The sequence below is a fragment of the Pseudomonas reactans genome, from assembly GCF_013387025.1.
GTDB classification, from domain to species: domain Bacteria; phylum Pseudomonadota; class Gammaproteobacteria; order Pseudomonadales; family Pseudomonadaceae; genus Aquipseudomonas; species Aquipseudomonas reactans.
This window is the reverse complement of sequence record NZ_JACAQP010000036.1, coordinates 99213-116567: the sequence shown is the minus strand read 5'-3', so window position 1 is coordinate 116567 and position 17355 is coordinate 99213. Positions and strand designations below refer to the sequence as shown.

21 protein-coding genes are annotated in these 17355 nt (G+C 62.7%); 1 reads left to right on the top strand and 20 read right to left on the bottom strand.

Annotation, left to right across the window (positions count from 1 at the left end):
• Positions 1-282: 282 nt before the first annotated feature.
• Both HX793_RS25970 and HX793_RS25965 read right to left on the bottom strand, forming a co-directional pair.
• The gene (locus HX793_RS25970; RefSeq protein ID WP_016978509.1) at positions 283-687 is read right to left on the bottom strand and encodes a type II toxin-antitoxin system HicB family antitoxin; all 405 of its coding nucleotides are present in this window, start codon (positions 685-687) and stop codon (positions 283-285) included.
• A gap of 11 nt (positions 688-698) precedes the next feature.
• Positions 699-887 (bottom strand): type II toxin-antitoxin system HicA family toxin, encoded by a 189-nt coding sequence (locus HX793_RS25965; RefSeq protein ID WP_016978508.1) that lies wholly within the window; start codon positions 885-887, stop codon positions 699-701.
• 191 nt (positions 888-1078) lie between these two features.
• On the opposite strand from HX793_RS25965, the gene HX793_RS25960 reads away from it, so the two are divergent.
• Complete coding sequence (locus tag HX793_RS25960) at positions 1079-1960, top strand: LysR family transcriptional regulator (RefSeq protein WP_177051366.1); 882 nt, start codon at positions 1079-1081, stop codon at positions 1958-1960.
• A 22-nt stretch (positions 1961-1982) separates the two neighbouring features.
• On the opposite strand, the gene phnP is transcribed toward HX793_RS25960, so the two are convergent.
• The 18 genes from phnP to HX793_RS25870 all read right to left on the bottom strand — a co-directional run bounded on the left by phnP (position 1983) and on the right by HX793_RS25870 (position 17352).
• Positions 1983-2732, bottom strand: coding sequence for a phosphonate metabolism protein PhnP (gene phnP, locus HX793_RS25955; RefSeq protein WP_177051364.1), 750 nt, complete (start codon positions 2730-2732; stop codon positions 1983-1985).
• A complete protein-coding gene (phnN, locus tag HX793_RS25950) occupies positions 2723-3295 on the bottom strand; it encodes a phosphonate metabolism protein/1,5-bisphosphokinase (PRPP-forming) PhnN (protein ID WP_016978505.1) in 573 nt (190 codons plus the stop codon). Before phnN ends, phnP begins: the two co-directional genes overlap by 10 nt.
• The gene (locus HX793_RS25945) at positions 3295-4440 is read right to left on the bottom strand and encodes an alpha-D-ribose 1-methylphosphonate 5-triphosphate diphosphatase (protein WP_061435888.1); all 1146 of its coding nucleotides are present in this window, start codon (positions 4438-4440) and stop codon (positions 3295-3297) included. Before HX793_RS25945 ends, phnN begins: the two co-directional genes overlap by 1 nt.
• Complete coding sequence (gene phnL / locus HX793_RS25940) at positions 4430-5152, bottom strand: phosphonate C-P lyase system protein PhnL (protein ID WP_095015303.1); 723 nt, start codon at positions 5150-5152, stop codon at positions 4430-4432. The genes HX793_RS25945 and phnL overlap by 11 nt, the downstream gene beginning before the upstream one ends.
• The gene (phnK, locus tag HX793_RS25935; protein WP_177060121.1) at positions 5149-5958 is read right to left on the bottom strand and encodes a phosphonate C-P lyase system protein PhnK; all 810 of its coding nucleotides are present in this window, start codon (positions 5956-5958) and stop codon (positions 5149-5151) included. Before phnK ends, phnL begins: the two co-directional genes overlap by 4 nt.
• Positions 5919-6761, bottom strand: a complete 843-nt coding sequence (locus HX793_RS25930) for an alpha-D-ribose 1-methylphosphonate 5-phosphate C-P-lyase PhnJ (RefSeq protein ID WP_177060062.1) — start codon at positions 6759-6761, stop codon at positions 5919-5921. Before HX793_RS25930 ends, phnK begins: the two co-directional genes overlap by 40 nt.
• Positions 6754-7830 (bottom strand): carbon-phosphorus lyase complex subunit, encoded by a 1077-nt coding sequence (locus HX793_RS25925; RefSeq protein WP_016978500.1) that lies wholly within the window; start codon positions 7828-7830, stop codon positions 6754-6756. Before HX793_RS25925 ends, HX793_RS25930 begins: the two co-directional genes overlap by 8 nt.
• Positions 7830-8420 (bottom strand): phosphonate C-P lyase system protein PhnH, encoded by a 591-nt coding sequence (gene phnH / locus HX793_RS25920; RefSeq protein WP_177095862.1) that lies wholly within the window; start codon positions 8418-8420, stop codon positions 7830-7832. Before phnH ends, HX793_RS25925 begins: the two co-directional genes overlap by 1 nt.
• Positions 8420-8857, bottom strand: coding sequence for a phosphonate C-P lyase system protein PhnG (phnG, locus tag HX793_RS25915; RefSeq protein WP_177060067.1), 438 nt, complete (start codon positions 8855-8857; stop codon positions 8420-8422). The genes phnH and phnG overlap by 1 nt, the downstream gene beginning before the upstream one ends.
• A gap of 11 nt (positions 8858-8868) precedes the next feature.
• The gene (phnF, locus tag HX793_RS25910) at positions 8869-9573 is read right to left on the bottom strand and encodes a phosphonate metabolism transcriptional regulator PhnF (RefSeq protein WP_177051354.1); all 705 of its coding nucleotides are present in this window, start codon (positions 9571-9573) and stop codon (positions 8869-8871) included.
• Positions 9574-9609: 36 nt separating this feature from the next.
• Positions 9610-10392 carry a phosphonate ABC transporter, permease protein PhnE gene (gene phnE, locus HX793_RS25905; RefSeq protein ID WP_016978496.1) on the bottom strand — a complete coding sequence of 261 codons (783 nt, stop codon included), beginning with the start codon at positions 10390-10392 and terminating at the stop codon, positions 9610-9612.
• A gap of 139 nt (positions 10393-10531) precedes the next feature.
• The gene (phnD, locus tag HX793_RS25900) at positions 10532-11533 is read right to left on the bottom strand and encodes a phosphonate ABC transporter substrate-binding protein (protein WP_177051352.1); all 1002 of its coding nucleotides are present in this window, start codon (positions 11531-11533) and stop codon (positions 10532-10534) included.
• Between the two features lie 32 nt (positions 11534-11565).
• Positions 11566-12399 (bottom strand): phosphonate ABC transporter ATP-binding protein, encoded by an 834-nt coding sequence (gene phnC / locus HX793_RS25895; protein WP_016978494.1) that lies wholly within the window; start codon positions 12397-12399, stop codon positions 11566-11568.
• Between the two features lie 371 nt (positions 12400-12770).
• Complete coding sequence (locus HX793_RS25890; protein ID WP_177051350.1) at positions 12771-13166, bottom strand: hypothetical protein; 396 nt, start codon at positions 13164-13166, stop codon at positions 12771-12773.
• A gap of 14 nt (positions 13167-13180) precedes the next feature.
• A complete protein-coding gene (gene ccmI, locus HX793_RS25885) occupies positions 13181-14368 on the bottom strand; it encodes a c-type cytochrome biogenesis protein CcmI (RefSeq protein ID WP_177051348.1) in 1188 nt (395 codons plus the stop codon).
• Complete coding sequence (locus HX793_RS25880) at positions 14361-14834, bottom strand: cytochrome c-type biogenesis protein (RefSeq protein ID WP_017136200.1); 474 nt, start codon at positions 14832-14834, stop codon at positions 14361-14363. The genes ccmI and HX793_RS25880 overlap by 8 nt, the downstream gene beginning before the upstream one ends.
• On the bottom strand, positions 14831-15367 hold the full coding sequence (locus HX793_RS25875) for a DsbE family thiol:disulfide interchange protein (RefSeq protein WP_178905555.1): 537 nt from the start codon (positions 15365-15367) through the stop codon (positions 14831-14833). Before HX793_RS25875 ends, HX793_RS25880 begins: the two co-directional genes overlap by 4 nt.
• Positions 15364-17352, bottom strand: a complete 1989-nt coding sequence (locus HX793_RS25870) for a heme lyase CcmF/NrfE family subunit (RefSeq protein WP_016978489.1) — start codon at positions 17350-17352, stop codon at positions 15364-15366. The genes HX793_RS25875 and HX793_RS25870 overlap by 4 nt, the downstream gene beginning before the upstream one ends.
• Positions 17353-17355 lie beyond the last annotated feature (3 nt).

Here is a 17355-nt window from a genome sequence, read left to right as displayed (position 1 = left end):
AAAGAGAGCCGGCCAACTGATCGCTAGCCAGCAGTCCCATAGGGAAACTCGCACGCTGAAAAATCCGATACCACCGTAAAGTCAATACCAACCGAAACACCCTAAGCCCCTGAAACACGAGGCGATACACCCAAGAATTCCTTTGCAATTGAAACACTCGACAACATAAAGGCCCGGGCGGCATCGCGTTGTTTTGGTAAGAGAAAAACAAAATCTAAAACAGCACCTCTCGCTCAACTACGCGGTTTTCCCAACAGTCAGGACATATCCCTTAAACCTTCCTCAGGACCGCACCAGCTTCTCCAACGCGGCATCCGCCAGGAAGGAGGAGCGGCTCTTGACCTTGTGCTCACGCACATACCGGTCGATGCGCTGGATGACATAACCAGGCAAAGTCACATTGACCTTCTCGGTCTTGCCCAGATAGGGCGAGATGTCCAACTCCAACATCCCCCAGCCCATGCCGGCGTAGTCCTCGTGCGCGTGATGGTTGGCCACCGACGTCGGCATCGGAATCGGCCCGCCTTCTGCGGCAATCTCTTGCAGCATGATGTGCGCGACTTCGACTGCGGCGTTGTAGGCTTCTTCAAAACTGTCCCCGGCGGTGACTGCGCCAGGGATATCGGGGATCTGGATACCGGTGGCGGTGAAGTCATCGCCCCATTCGATACAGATTGGGTATTGCATGAATGTTCTCCTTAAAACTGAAACAAGCCGGCGCGTTTCCTGATGCTTCTGACGGTGCCCAGCGGCAGGTCCTTCTTGGGGTGAGGCACAGGGATGGTGTACGGGCTATAGCGGTGGGTAAAAATATGATGACTGCCCGTGACCCGATCCAGCACCCAACCTGCCTCTTGCAGTTCCTTGATCAATAACCTGCTTTGCACCCGAGCCTCCTTGGCTTGGCCTGAATAAAAGTAACCCTAGAGTTATCTTTACTCAAGCACAAAATACGCGAGCCTGACTGACGGCTGTTTTACTGGATATTGAAAACCCACCCGTTCGACACTGGAAACGCATGACACATCCGGGTCACCGTCTTAGGCTTGAACCCCGCCAAGCCAGACAGGAACACCCGATGGACCGCCTCAGTGCCATGGAAACCTTCGTCCACGTCGTCGAAACCGGCTCGTTCTCCGCAGCCGCCAAACGCCTGGGAATCGGCCAGCCCGCCGTGTCCAAGAGCATTGCGCAACTGGAGGCGCGCCTGGCCGTGCGACTGGTGATGCGCTCCACACGGGGCCTGACCCCCACCGAGGCGGGCCTGGTGTACTTCGAACGGGCCAAGCGGGCTATCGATGAAGCCAATGCAGCCGACGAGGCCGCCCGTGGCGCCAGCGCCGGATTGACGGGCAACCTGCGGGTCAGCGCCGGCGTGACGTTCTCCCGCATGCGGATCATTCCTAACCTGGGACCGTTCCTGGACCAACATCCAGGCCTGAACATCGACGTGTTGCTCGACGACCGGCTCCTGAACCTGGTTGAAGACGGCATCGACGTCGCCCTGCGTATCGGCAACCTGAGTGATTCTGGCCTCACTGCTCGCCGGCTTGGCCAAAGTCCGTGCCGGGTGTTCGGTACACCGGCTTACTTCGAACGTTTCGGCGAGCCACAAAGTCCGGCAGATATCCTCAACCACCAAGCGGTGATCTACAGCCTCGGGGAAAGCCCGCTCTGGCCCTTCAAACAAGGCCTTCACGAACACACCATCGCCGCTCAAGGACGCTTGCGCGTCACCTCCTCCGAAGGCTTGCGCGCAGGTGTGCTCGCCCACCACGGCCTGGCGATGACGTCCGAATGGATGTTCTCGCCGGAATTGGCCAGGGGTGAGGTGAAGCCCGTATTGACCGATTGGGAACTTCCGCCAAAGGACCTGTGGGCGGTATTGCCGACGGGGCGAATGCCGAGTGCCAAGGCCAAGGCATTTATCGAATACGTTGAGGGGTTATTGAGGAATTAGCGTTCTGTGCAACCGTAGGCGTTCAGATAATCCGGCCATCCCAGCCGACCGTGACATGCCGTGGCAACTCGCACCTATGCTCCAGCAACCACGCATCCAACGTATGCCCCACATGGGTCAACACCCCCCGTTGCGCGCCAGTTTCCTCAATGCTCTGCAACGCCAGCGTCAGGTCATTGTGATTTCGCGGCGCTTGCGGCTGCGGTGGCATGGAGCAATCCAGTACCAGCACGTCCAGCGGCTCGCGTTGCAGCCAGGCTAATGTCGCTGGCGGCAGGCCGACCGTGTCGGTGAGGTAGGCAATGCGCCGCCCCTCGCCTTCCAGCAGGTAGCCCAGGGTTAGCTTGGAATGCTGCAACGGCAACGCTGTGACGCTCAACTCGCCAAATTGGCGTGTTTCAAATTCGGCAAAAGGCCGGCTGAAATCGAGGATACCCGGATGCTTGTACAAGTCGGACAAACCCTCCGGATCCGCCGGGCCATGCACCGGAATCACCAGCCCCTGCCCCCAGCGCAAGTGCAGCAAACCCTGGGCATGATCGGCGTGATAGTGGGTCTGGAAAATCCCGTTGAAGCTGCGCGGCGGGAAGCGTTCGGTGAGGTCGGGCAAGCCGCTGTCGATCAGCCAGCGCTGGTCGCCGCATTCGATCAGCGCACTGCACGGGCGGCGGCGCAGGCTTTCGTCGCTGCGCGCCAAACCGCACGCGGGGCATTCGCAGCCGTACACCGGGACTTGCCGCGCGTCACCGGTGCCGAGCAGCGTCAGGCGCATGCCGAGTGGCCGTGGTCGAGGCAGCACAGCAGGCGCTCGACCGTGTGCTCCAGCGGTCCGGAATTATCCAGCACGAACAATCCCGCGCCATTGCCAGCGATCAATTCGGCAGTGAACCGTGCATTGCGTGCCAGGCGCTCCTCGATGTCAGCCAGGGCCTCACGTCCACGTGCGATCAAGCGCTGGCGCAGCACCGCCTGATCCACCGTCAACAGCAACACCAGCGACGACGGATACCGTGCGCGGGTCTGTGCCAGGTGCGCGCGGGAGCCGTTGACCAGCACGTCGTCCCCCGCCGCCAACCACGCGTCGATCTCCTTGGGAATGCCATAGGACAAACCATTCGCCTGCCAGTTGAGGGCAAAGGCGCCCTCGGCCTGCAGCGCGGCGAACTGTTCCGGGCTGACCCCTTGCGCGGCCTCGCCCACCGCTTCTGCCGAGCGGGTGATAACGCGGCGCACGATGCGGCAACCGCGCTCGGCCAACCGTGGCCGTGCGGCATCCAGCAGGCTGTCCTTGCCCGAGCCGGAGGGCCCGATAAGATAGATCAACCTGCCTGCCATCAAAACACCCTCTTCGCTTGTCGCCATACTTGTTGCACCACCGGCAGCCCTTCACGGCTGCGGGCCTGGACCAGGTCCGCGCGCAGGCCGATGGCGATTTCACCGCGATCGCTCAAGCCCGCGGCTTTTGCCGGCGCCAAGCTGATCATCTTGACCGCTCGCGACAGGTCGCCGCCGTCCTGCTGGTCGGCCAACACAAAGGCCGCCTGCAACAGGCTGGCCGGGTAATAGTCGCTGGAAAGTATATCCAGCAATCCCTCGGCCGCCAGGCCGGCGGCGGCCACATTACCCGAGTGCGACCCGCCGCGCACCACGTTCGGCGCGCCCATCAACACTTTCATGTCCAGCGCCTGGCAACCCTTCGCCGCTTCGAGGGTGGTGGGGAATTCGGCGATGGTCATTCCGTAGCGCGCCGATTCTTGCACGTGAGCCAATGTCGCATCGTCGTGGCTGGCGACGGACAGTCCGCGCGCCAGGCAATGCTCGACGATGGCGGCGCGATAACGGTCGCTGTACGCCAGGGAGTTGGCCTTTTGCAGCACGATGAACGCGTCCATGGTTTCGTCGTTCAGGTGGTACTTGCCCATGTAGTACTCACGGTACTTGGATTCGAGCACGAACTGGCGCTGGCCCGGCGAATGGTCCATCACCGACACCAGTTGCACCAACGGGTTTTCCACCAGGTCGCGGAACACGCTGAGGGTGTCCGGGTGGCACAGCTCGCAGCGCAGGTGCAGGTGGTGCTCGGCGCGGGTCAGGCCGGCGCCTTCCGCCTGGGCGATGGCATCGAGCATCGCCGGCAGCTTTTTCATGCGGTTGCCCTTGGGATTTACGTCGCCGATGGAGACGGCGTCGAACACCGTGGTGATGCCCGCCGCGATGATCTGCGCGTCGTGGCTGAGCACGGCCGAGGTCGACGGCCAGTCCACGCCGGGGCGCGGGGTCATGTGTTTTTCGAGGTTGTCGGTGTGCAACTCCACCAGGCCCGGCAACAGGAAATCACCGCCCAGGTCTTGGGCCTGGGGCAACTGGCTGCGGCCTTCGGCGAGGTCGACGATCTTGCCGTCGCGCAGCACCACCGAGCCCAGGAACATGCGATCAGCCGTGACAATCTGGGCATTACTGAGGATCTGTTCAGCGGGCATGGGCGTATTCCTCTTGGGCAACAGGCGTGGGGGTCATGTCGAAATGGCGGTCGGCAACCGCTTCACGGGCGGCACGGTCGTGGAAGATGCCGATCAGCGCCGCGCCGGCGGCCTTGGCTTCGTTCATCAGCTCCAGCACCACCTGGCGGTTGTTGTCGTCCAGGGACGCGGTGGGTTCATCCAGCAGCATCACCGGCCAGGCCACCATGAAGCCGCGGGCGATGTTGACGCGCTGTTGCTCGCCCCCGGAGAAGGTGCCAGGCGCCAGCTGCCACAGGCGTTGCGGGATATTCAGGCGGGTCAGCAGGTGTTCGGCACGCGACTGCGCATTGGCCTTGGACCAGCCACGGGCCAACGCCGGTTCCATCACCACGTCCAGGCACGCCACGCGGGGGATTACCCGCAGGAATTGGCTGACGTAGCCGAGGGTTTGCTGGCGCACCTGCAAAATGTCACGCGGCTCGGCGCCGACCAGCTCCAGCCACTCGCCCGCATGCTGCACACGAATGCTGCCGCCCGCCGGCAGATAGTTGCCGTAGAGGGTACGCAGCAAGGTGCTTTTACCGGCACCGGACTGGCCGTGCAGCACCAGGCATTCACCGCCCTGCACACTGAACTCGACGCCACGCAGCACGTTGAGCACCACGCCATGTTGCTGATGCAGGGTGAAGGTTTTCGAGAGGTCACGGACCTCGATCAAGGCATTTGTCATGGCTGCAATACCGAAGACACCAGCAGTTGAGAGTAAGGGTGCTGTGGATCGTCGAGGATCTGGTCGGTGAGCCCGGTTTCCACCACACGGGAGCGACGCATCACCATCAGGCGGTCGGCCAACAGACGCGCGACAGCCAGGTCGTGGGTGACGATCACCACCGCCAAATCCAGCTCACGCACCAAGCCGCGCAGCAGGTCGAGCAGGCGCGCTTGCACCGACACATCGAGACCGCCGGTGGGCTCGTCCATGAACACAAGACGCGGGCTCGACACCAGGTTGCGGGCGATTTGCAGGCGTTGCTGCATGCCGCCGGAGAAGGTGCGCGGCAAGTCATCAATGCGCTGCGGGTCGATTTCCACCTGGCTCAGCCAATCGAGACCGGCACCGCGCAGTTGCGCGTAATTGCGCACGCCCTGGGCCATCAGGCGCTCGCCAATGTTGGCGCCGGCTGACACGCCCATGCGTAAACCGTCGCGGGGGTTCTGCTCGACAAAGCCCCATTCGGTGCGCAGCAAGGTGCGGCGCTCGGCTTCGCTGGCGCTGTACAAATCCAGCCATTCGCCGTCCTTGCTGCGGTAGCCGATGCTCCCCGCTTGCGGCGGCAGGCGCCCGCTCAACAGCGAGAGCAAGGTGGACTTGCCCGAGCCGGACTCGCCAACGATGCCCAGCACTTCGCCGGGGTAAAGATCGAAGCTCACGCCTTGGCAGCCCTTCTCCGGGCCGTACAAAAGGGACAGGTCACGCACTTGCAATAACGGCTGGCTCACTGGTTGTTCTCCTTGACGCGTTGCGCGCAATACCAGGTGTCGGAACAGACAAAACTCTGGGTTCCCGCATCGTCCAGAATCAGCTCATCGAGGAACGATTCATGGCTGCCGCAGATGGCGCAGTTGTACTCCCACTTCTGCACTTCGAAGGGGTGGTCTTCAAAGTCGAGGCTGGTGACCTGGGTGTAGGGCGGCACCGCGTACAAGCGCTTTTCGCGACCGGCGCCGAACAGCATCAGCGCCGGGCTCATGTCGAGTTTCGGGTTGTCGAATTTGGGGATTGGCGACGGGTCCATCACATAGCGCTCGTCGACCATCACCGGGTAGGCGTAGCTGGTGGCGATATGGCCGAAGGTGGCGATGTCTTCGTAGAGCTTCACGTGCATCACCCCGTAATCGTTGAGGGCGTGCATGGTGCGAGTCTCGGTTTCCGACGGCTCGATGAAGCGCAGCGGCTCGGGGATCGGCACCTGATAGACCATGATCTGATCGGCCTGCAGCGGGGTTTCCGGGATGCGGTGGCGGGTCTGGATCACCGTGGCGTCCGGCGTGGCTTCGGTGGTGGCGACGCCGGCGGTGCGCGCAAAAAAGCGGCGGATAGACACGGCGTTGGTAGTGTCATCCGCGCCTTGGTCGATGACTTTGAGCACATCGTCCGCACCGAGGATTGCGGCGGTCAGTTGCATGCCGCCGGTGCCCCAACCGTAAGGCAATGGCATTTCGCGGCCACCGAACGGCACTTGGTAACCGGGGATCGCCACGGCCTTGAGCAAGGCCCGGCGGATCATGCGTTTGGTCTGCTCGTCGAGGTAAGCAAAGTTGTAGGCGGCGTCATTCATGGCTCGGGCCCTCGGCCGGTTGGCGCAGTTTGCGGATCAGCTCCAGTTCGGACTGGAAGTCCACGTAGTGCGGTAATTTGAGGTGCGACACAAAACCGGCCGCCTCGACGTTGTCGCAGTGGGCCAGCACAAATTCTTCACGCTGGGCCGGCGAGACGATCTCTTCGTTGTACTCCCCCGCGCGCAGCGAGCGGTCGACCAGCGCCATACCCATGGCCTTGCGCTCGGCATGCCCGAAGGCCAACCCGTAGCCGCGAGTGAACTGCGCCAGCTCCGTAGCGGAGCCGACGAACTGGTTGACCATCTCGCACTCGGTGACTTCAATGCTGCCCAGGCAGATGGGAAAGCCCAGCTCTTCCGGGTCGATCCACACCTCCACATCGCCGATGCGGATCTCGCCAGCAAACGGGTGATTGCGGCCATAGCCACGCTGGGTCGAGTAGCCCAGCGCCAACAGAAAGCCTTCATCTCCACGCGCCAGGGCTTGCAGGCGTTCGGCGCGGCTGGCCGGGTATTCCAGCGGGTCGCGGGTGATGTCGGCGACGCTGGCGTTGTCGTCGGTTTCGGTCTTGATCAGGCCTTCTTTGGCGAGCAGGCCGAGCACCCGTGGGCAGGCTTCGATGCGCGCATCGGGCGTGGTTTGCGGGCCGGGGTATTCACCTTCGGCCAGCAACGAGAAATCCAGCAGGCGGTGGGTGTAATCGAACGTCGGGCCGAGCAACTGGCCGCCGGGCACGTCCTTGAACGTGGCGGAGAGGCGCCGACTCAGCGACATTTGCGCAGTGTCGATCGGCAGGCTCGGGCTGAAGCGCGGCAGCGTGGTGCGGTAGGCGCGCAGCAGGAAGATCGCTTCCACCAGGTCCCCCGCCGCTTGCTTGATCGCCAGCGCGGCGAGTTCTTCGTCGAACAGCGAACCTTCGGTCATCACCCGCGCCACGGCCAGGGGCAGTTGCTCGCGGATTTGGGTGACGCTCAGTTCCGGAATCGCGGTGTCGCCCCGGCGTTTTTTCGCCAGCAGGCGGTGGGCATTGTCGATGGCCTGTTCGCCACCTTTGACGGCTACGTACATCAGGCACGCTCCTCTGCGATGCGGCTGCTGCGTGGCAGGCCGATCAGGTGATGGCCGGCGGCAAACAGCACGTCCAGGCCACGGGGGAAGGCTTCGCGACGCTGGCGCTCCAGCCAGAAGGCTTGCGGCACGGGCAAGTGCACCTGGCGCTGAGTCTTAATACCCGGGCCGCGCCAGAGCAGGCCGCGACCGGACTCCAGGTCGGTGAGCTGCACAAGCAAGGTGCAGGACTGGTCGGGGTAGCGATCATTGCCGTGGTTGAAACCGCTGAGGTCGAGCAAGTCTTGCTCGCCCAGCAAGGCGAACACGGCGTCTTCACGGTTCGTCGTCAACGGGCAACCACAGTGGAATGCCAGGTTGGCGCGGATCAGCGGCGTGTCGAAGCTCGGTGCCAGCCACAGCGGCGTGTCCCCATCCAGCATCGCCAGGCACAGGGCATAGGTGGCGGGCGCCAGGCCATTGAGGCGCGGCGCGGACGGCAGGTGCTGGATCAAACCGGGTTCGGCCAAGGCTTTGAGGGCCGCACGAAAACCGCGCTGGGCATCCAAGACCGGGTCGACAAAGGCCGGTTGCAACAGTTGCGCATTCATCAGTTTTCTCCTCGAACCAACGTGAAGAACTCGACCTTGGTCGCGGCGGTGTCGGCTTCTTTTTGCGCGCGTCGAGCGGCCTGTGTATTGGCCAGCGCGGTGATCAAATCGCTGAGCCAAAGACTTGGCTGCGTGCCTTGCAAATGGGCATCGGCCAGGGCCGCCAATTCGGCGTGGGCCTTGTCGCGCCCGGCCAGGTAGCTGTAGCCGGTGCGACCATCGGCCAGGCGCACCACGCAGCGGGTCACGCTCATTTCGCCGACGTTGAACGGCGCGCCATTACCGCCCATGCGGCCGCGCACCAGCGTCATGCCGATTTCCGGGGCGCGGATCATCTGGTATTCCGCGTCTTTCAACGCGGCTTCGTGAGGTTGCAGTTCACTGAGTTGGGCGCGGGCGAGCACACCAATCCAATGCTGACGCGGGGACAGATTCATCAGGGTCTCCATCAGGTCACCACTTGGTACTGGAAGCGATCCGAACGGCTGGTGGACTGCGCCAGCTCCACCGGGCGGCCGTCGCGATCGCGGGAAAGGGTGAATACGGTGAGGGCCGGCAAGTGCCGAGGCATCATCAGCAGCGCGGCTTCATCACGGTTGGGCAAGCGCGCACCGATCAGGCTTTGGGTGCGCGTCAGCGGCAGGTCGCGTTCGCGCAGGTACTGGCGCAGCGAACCGCCGTTATAGTCGGCCAGCAACGGCGCACGGCTGGCGCAGTAGCGATGGCGGATCAGGCTGACGGGCTGGTGGTCGAGCTTGCGCAGGGTCTGCAGCTCGATCATCGGCGCCATTTCGGCAATGCCCAAGTGCTGCGCTTCATCTCGACTGGCGTAGCAGTAGCGGCGCTTGAGCAGCACCGCCTCGACGCCCACGCCCTGGGCCGACAGTGACTGGCTGTAGGAGGTCTCGGCGCCCATCGGGTAGATCAAGGGGCGATCAAGTACCTGGGTGCCCTTGCCCTGGCGGCGCAACAGGCTGCCTTCGAATACCAGCTCGTCGATGGCACGGCGCAGGGTGTGGCGGTTGACGCCAAAACGCTCGGCCATGTGCACCTCGCCGGGCAGGAAGTCGCCGGCGCTGTAGCTGCTCAATTCACGGCGCAGGATATCCGCGAGTTCGCGGTACACCGGCTCATCTTGTCTAGACAACTGCATGCTTAAAAAAAGCGCCGCGCGGGCACCCCTCCGACGTCAGATGAACTGCTTGCGCAGGCGTTGGGACAACACGTCGATCAAACTCACCACCACGATGATCACCAGCAGCACCGCGCAGGTTTGGACGAACTGAAAGGCGCGGATGTTTTCCCAAAGGATCACGCCGATCCCGCCCGCGCCGACCATGCCGACTACCGTGGCCGAGCGCACGTTGGCTTCGAAGCGGTACAGCGCGTAGCTCACCCACAGCGGCATCACCTGGGGGATCACGCCGTAGATCACTTCCTGCAAGGCACTGGCGCCAGTGGCACGCACGCCTTCCACCGGGCCTGGGTCGATGGCTTCGACGGCTTCGGCAAACAGCTTGGCGAGGACGCCGGTGGTGCTGATCCACAGGGCCAATACGCCGGCGAAAGGACCCAGGCCGACAGCGACCACGAACAGCATGGCGAACACCATTTCATTGATGGAGCGGAAGGCGTCCATCACGCGGCGCAGCGGCTGGTGGATCCACCAGGGGGTGATGTTGTCGGCACACAGGATGCCCAGCGGCACCGAGCAGACAATCGCCAACACCGTGCCCCAGAGGGCGATTTGCACGGTGACGATCATCTCCTTGAGGTAGGAGCGCCATTCGTGGAAGTCCGGTGGGAAGAAGTCGGCGGCGAAGGTCGCCATGTTTCCGGAGTCGCGGTACAGCGCCAGCGGGTTCATCTCAGCGCCGTGCCAGGCCCAGGCCAGCAGGACCAGGAACAGGCCCCAGCCGAGGTATTGCGGCCAGGTGCGTTTGCCGACGGCTTCAGCGTGCAAGGTTGTCATGGGTCACTCTCAGTCGCTTTCTGTAGGAGCGAGCTTGCTCGCGAAGATCGCCAACGATGACGCGGGGCGCCTGGAGAACCGTGGCGTCCTCGAGTTTTTCGCGAGCAAGCTCGCTCCTACAGTGGTAGGTGGAGGCCGGTTAGCCGTTTGCTGCAGTTTTTTTGTCGAGTTCGGAGATGCGCTGTTGCAACTTCGCCAAATCAGCATCGATATCGGCGAGCTTCTTGGCCTTGTCCGCCGCTTCCAGCTTGTCGTCCGCGCTGATGGTGGTGCGCTGCTTGAACAGCTCCAACTGGCGGATCGGCAGCAGTTGGTCGTCGCTGGAGGCGAGGAACTTGCCCAGTTGCATGTTCTTCAGCACCGCCTTCTCTTCATCGGTGTCACCGTAGTGAGCGAAGAAGTCGCGGATCTTGGTTTTCTCGCTGTCGCTCAGGGCCTTGCTCCACACCATCGGGTCGGCCGGGATCAGCGGCGATTTCCAGATCACCTTGAGCATGGCGGCCTTGTCCGGCTGGGTGACTTCCAGGCGTTCCCAGCTTTCGGTGTTGAAGGTGGCGACGTCTAACTGCCCTTTGGCGACGCTCAAGGCATTCACTTCATGGCTGGAATTGAGGGTGCGCTTGAACGCGGTGGCGGCATCCACATTGTTCTTGGCAAACACGTAGTAACCCGGCACCAGGTAGCCCGAGGTGGAGTTCGGGTCACCGTTGCCAAAGGTCAGGTTCTTGGCATTCTTGAGCATGTCTTCGACGTTGTTGATCGGGCTGTCCTTGCGCACGATCAGCACGCTCCAGTAACCGGCGGCACCATTGGCGGCGGCGGTCTGGGCAAAAATCTCGCCGTTGGAACGGTCCACGGCTTCCATCGCGGCTTTGTTGCCCAGCCAGGCAACATCGACCTTGTTGAAGCGCATGCCCTGGATCAGCCCGGCGTAGTCGGAGGCGAAAGTGGCGTTGATGGTCAGGCCGGTCTTCTTGTGCATGTCATCCAGGAACGGCTGCCAGATGCTCTTGAGGTTCTGCGAGGATTCGGTGGACATGATGCCGAAGTTGATCGCCTTGTCGGCAGCATGGGCATTGCCCAGGGCCACACTGGCCAGCAACACCGCAGACAGAAAGACGTGACCGATACGGTTCAACATGGAAAGGATTCCTGTGGGTCGTGAGTAGGGTTTCAAGCGCGCGCCAGGGCCAGCCGAGGGGTGACGGTGGTTTGACGGGTCTGGTCGGAAAACATCAGGCTGGTGTCGATGTCGGCACCGTACAAATCATTGAGGAACTGGCTGCTCATCTCGCTGCCCTGGCCGTCGAAATGAATGCGCCCGCCTTTAAGGGCCACGGCACGCGGGCAATAACGCATGGCGTAATCGACTTGATGCAGGGTTACCACCACGGTCTTGCCGTCACGGCGATTGATGTCAGCGAGGATTTCCATGACCTTGCGTGCCGACTCCGGGTCCAGCGAAGCGATAGGTTCGTCGGCCAGGATCACCTCGGCGCGCTGGGTCAACGCACGGGCAATCGCCACGCGCTGCTGCTGGCCGCCGGACAAGGTCGAGGCCCTTTGCGCGGCCAGGTCGGCCAGGCCAACGCGTGCCAGGGATTCGAGGGCAAAGGCCTTCTCTTCGGCATTGAACAACCCCAGGTTGCCACGCCAGCGCGGCATGCGGCCCAGGCAACCGAGCAGCACGTTGTCGAGCACGCTCAAGCGGTTGACCAGGTTGAACTGCTGGAAGATGTAGCCGATGTCCGCGCGCAGCCGCCGCACCTTGCCATTCAAGCGCCCGCTGGCCTGCACTTCCCGGCCCAGCACCTTGACGCTGCCGCCATTGCTCTTGTCGCAACAGGCCAGGCCGGCCAAATGGCGCAACAAGGTGGACTTGCCGGAACCGGAAGCGCCAATCAGCGCGACCATCTCACCCGGGGCAATGGTGAGTTCGAGGTCGACCAACGCGGATTTCTTCGCAAAGGTCTTGTTCAAGTGATCGACATGGATAGCGTGATTCATGGGCTTCTCTGTCTTGTTTGAACAGCCAGGGGATGGCTGCGGTTGAGTTCAAACGACAGTAGGCGCGGGAGGTGTCAGTGCTATTACTTGCACATGACTGGAGGGGGTCGGTTGGATGAAGGTTTTGTGAAAGGTTGGAAGTGGTCGAATGATCGTTCCCACGGTGGATGAAGCGCTGAATCAGGCGTGTCCGGTGGACTGACAGCCTACGCGATCCCCTGTAGGAGCTGGCTTGCCAGCGATGGTCGTTAACGATGACGTGGGCATTCAGGATGGGCGTGGCGCCTGGGCGTTTTTCGCTGGCAAGCCAGCTCCTACAGGGGGGATGCTATAAATAGGCATGAAAAAGGCGACCCGAAGGTCGCCTTTTGTCATTGTGCGTATTGCTTGCTCAACCCCGGCGGCACGCCTTGCACGTCGGTCTCTTCCCACGGCCCGTTCGGGCTGATGGATCGGCTCCAGCCGTTGCTCCAGCGGTAGTAGGTGCGCTGACGGTAGAAGGTGTCGGGCTGTTCGTCCAGCACATACACCTGCATCTTGCCGTCCCAGTGGCTCACGGCGCCCGGGGGTGGGGCGAAGGTCGCGGATTTGGTGGGCACTGGCTTTGGCGCTGGGATCACTGGGCCGGATGGTTTGGTACTTGGCTGGGTCGACGGGCCCGACGGTGGGATGGTCGGGCCGGTCGGCGCGGGAGGTGGGCGGTGGACCGCACAAGCGCTCAGGCCCAATACCAGGCTAAGCAGGGTGATGCGTGCAAATGCGGTCATAGGCGTTTCCTCGATTACTTGTCCGGACTGTCGATGGTCAGCTGCTGCAAGGCAGTCGTGTTGCTGGCCAGGGGTTGGCTGCGGCCGATCCACTCGCCAGTGGTCGGCTGACCGGCCCGGGATATGCGCGCAACCAGTTGGACTTCGGGGAAGTTCGACAGTTTCAACTGCGGCATCATTGCATCGGCATCGCCCAGTTCGACGGTGATCGGCAGTTCGGCGACCGTGACGCGTTTGGCCGCCAATGGCGCCGGTGGGCCGGAGACCGCACGGGCAAAGATGAATACGCTGTCAGTGGGCAGGGCTTTGGCCTTCACGTCGGCGCTCAGATCTACCCGAACCTTCATCGCGGCTTTTTGAGGGGCGACGGTGCCGCCGCTGTCTTTCAGCTTCTCAGCAGCGCGATCAATGCCACCTTGCAGCGCTGCGCGGGAGTTGTCTTCCGGTGGCAGTTGGGCCAGCAGACGGTTCCAGTAGTCAATCGCCTCCTGATAACGCTGGCCTTCAAACGCCGCGATACCGAGCAGGCCGAGGCTGGTGACTTCCTTCGGATCCAGCTTCAAGGCTTCATCGGTCAGCGCCTGAACCTTGGGCGACCACTGTTTGTTGTCGGCAAAGTACTGCGCCTGGGCCCACTGGCCGAGCAGTTCCGGCTGGCGCCCGGCCAGGGCCACGGTGCGTTCGAAAACCTTGGCCGCATCGGCGGAACGGTCCTGGGCCATGTAGGCACGGCCGAGGAAATACAGGCCTTCCGCCGAGTCTGGCTGGGCGGCGGCGGCGCGTTCCAGGCGTTGGGTCATGTCTTCCATGGACACCGGCGGCTGGGAAAACTCGCGGGTCAGTTCAACCTTGTCGCTGGCCCCGTAATGCAGGTACAGCGCAACACCGAGGACAGGCACCAGAAACGCCGCCAAAAACGGCAATGGCTTGCCCAGGCGCGATTCGCGTGGTTTTTCCACGCCTTCGGTGTCGGCCAGCAATTCACGGGCGGCTTCGGCGCGGCCGGTGTCGAGTTGCGCGGCGTTGAGCACGCCTTCGTCCTGCTGCACTTGCAGCTCGGCCACACGTTCTTGGTAGAGCGCCACGTTCAGCGCGGTGCGATCCTCTTCGCGTTGGGCACGACGACCGCGCAGTACAGGGATCAACAGGAAACTCAGGGCAATCAGAAGCAGCAAGCCGGCTGCGAGCCAGAAATCAATCATCAGTCTTGGTGTCCAGCAATTGGTCGAGGCGTTTACGCTCATCAGGGGACAGCGCGTCGGAGCCGTCAGTCGGCGCGGCGCGACGGCGGCGCACAATCACGGCCATGACCACGACGCCGGCCAGCAACAGCCCGGCGGGGCCGAACCAGAGCAGCGCGGTCTTGCCGGTGAGGGCCGGTTTGTAGCGCACGAAATCACCGTAGCGGTCGACCATGAAGTCGATGATCTGCTGGTTGTCCTTGCCCTCCCCCAGCATGCGGAAGATTTCCTTGCGCAGGTCGGCGGCGATGGGGGCGTTGGAATCGGCAATGTCCTGGTTCTGGCACTTGGGGCAGCGCAGTTCCTTGGTGAGTTCGCGGAAACGCTCGCGGTCACCGTCCTTGGCGAATTCGTAAGTGTCGATGGCGGCATGGGCCACGCCGACCAGTCCAAGCGCCAGCACCGCAGCGGCTAACAGACGTTTCATGGCTTGGCCTCATCGACCAGCGCCTGGTACTTGGCAGCGAGTTGTTCGCGCCAGACCACTTCGTCGATCACGCCGACGTACTTGTCGCGGATCACGCCTTTGGCATCGATGAAGAAGGTTTCCGGAGCGCCATAGACGCCGAGGTTCAGGCCGAGGTTGCCGTCTTCATCGCGGATATCCAGCTGGTACGGGTTGTGGAACTCGGCCAGCCACTTCAAGGCCGCCGCATTGTCGTCCTTGTAGTTGATGCTATAGATCACCACACCCTTCTCGGCCAGCTTGTTCAGCACCGGGTGTTCGACGCGACAGGAGATGCACCAGGTGCCCCACACGTTGACCAGTGCCGGTTTGCCCAGCAGGTCGGCCTGGGTCAGGGTTTTGTCGCCCTGCACGGTCGGCAGCGAAAACGCCGGGAACGGCTTGCCGATCATCGCCGACGGCAGCTCGGCCGGGTCCAGATACAACCCGCGATACAAGAACACCGCGACCACCAGAAACATCGCCAGCGGCACAACCATCAACCAACGCTTCATACCGCCGCTCCTTGCAGGCCGAGGGCTTCACGCACCCGGCTCTTGACCTTGACCCGATAACGCCGGTCCAGCGCGGCCAGCAAACCACCGAAACCGGTGAGCAAGCCGCCAAACCAGATCCAACGCACGAACGGTTTGACGTGCACACGCACGGCCCAGGCGCCGTCGCCCAAGGGTTCGCCCAACGCCACATACAAGTCGCGGGTGAAACCGGCGTCGATGCCGGCTTCGGTCATCATCGAACTCTGCACGGTGTACAGGCGTTTTTCCGGGTGCAGCACGGCGATTTCCTTGCCGTTACGCACTACACGAACGGTGCCTTTGTCCGACGTGAAATTCGGCCCTTCGAAGTGCTTGGCACCCTCGAAGATGAAGTGGTAACCAGCCAGGTCCATCGATTCGCCCGGCGCCAGGCGCAAGTCGCGCTCGGCGCTGTTCTGGCTGGACAACACCACGCCCAGGGCACACACGGCGATGCCGATGTGGGCGATCTGCATGCCCCAATAGCTGCGGGTCAGGCTTGGCAGGCCTTTGATCAGGCCTTTGTGGCGGGTCTTGTCGACGATGTCACGCACGCCGGCCAGCAATACCCAGGCGGCGAGCAGGAAGGTCGCGAGTACGGCCCAGTTGAAGTCGCCATAGGCAAACCCGGCGATCACCGCCAAGGCCACGCTGCCGAGCAGCACCGGCATCAGCATGCCCACCAGCCATTTCACCGGGGTGTCTTTCCAGCGCACCAGCACGCCAACGGCCATCACCACCATCAACAAGCCCATCAACGGGATAAACAACGCGTTGAAATACGGCGGGCCGACGGACAGTTTGGCGCCGCTCAGGGCATCCAGCACCAACGGGTACAGCGTGCCAAGCAGGATCATCGACGCCGCCACCACCAACACCAGGTTATTACCCAGCAACAGGGTTTCCCGCGACCACAGGTTGAAGCCGACCTGGCTCTTGACCACTGGCGCGCGCAACGCAAACAGCGTCAGGGAGCCGCCGACCACAAACAGCAGGAAGATCAGGATGAACACTCCGCGTTCCGGGTCGGACGCAAATGCATGCACCGACGTCAGCACGCCCGAACGCACGAGGAAAGTGCCGAGCAGGCTGAGGGAAAACGCCGCGATGGCCAGCAACACGGTCCAGCTTTTGAACACGCCGCGTTTTTCAGTGACGGCCAGCGAGTGGATCAGCGCCGTGCCGACCAGCCAGGGCATGAAGGAGGCGTTTTCCACCGGGTCCCAGAACCACCAGCCGCCCCAGCCGAGTTCGTAATATGCCCACCAAGAGCCCAAGGTGATACCAATCCCGAGGAAAGCCCAGGCGACGATGGTCCACGGCCGCGACCAGCGCGCCCAGGCCGCATCGAGACGCCCGCCGAGCAAGGCGGCGATGGCGAAGGCGAAGGCGACCGAGAAACCGACGTAACCCATGTAGAGCATCGGCGGGTGCACGATCAGGCCGATGTCTTGCAGCAATGGGTTGAGGTCATGCCCGTTTGTAGGAATCTGCGGCAGGATGCGGCTGAACGGGTTGGAGGTCATAATCAGGAACAGCAGGAAGCCGATACTGATCATGCCCATCACCGCCAGCACCCGGGCCAGCATCACTTGCGGCAGTTGGCGCGAGAACACCGACACGGCGAAGGTCCAGCCGCCAAGGATCAATGCCCACAACAGCAACGACCCTTCGTGGGCGCCCCACACGGCGCTGAACTTGTAGTACCAGGGCAAAGCGGTATTGGAGTTATTGGCGACGTAGGCGACGGAAAAGTCGTCGGTCATGAAGGCGTAGGTCAGGCAACCAAAGGCAAACAGCAGGAACGCGAATTGCCCCCAGGCCGCCGGCTGCGCCAGGCTCATCCACAGGCGATCGCCACGCCATGCACCGAGCAACGGCACCACGGCCTGGACGACGGCAAAGCACAGGGCGAGGATCATCGCCAACTGGCCCAACTCCGGAATAAACAGTGCGGACGTCATGGC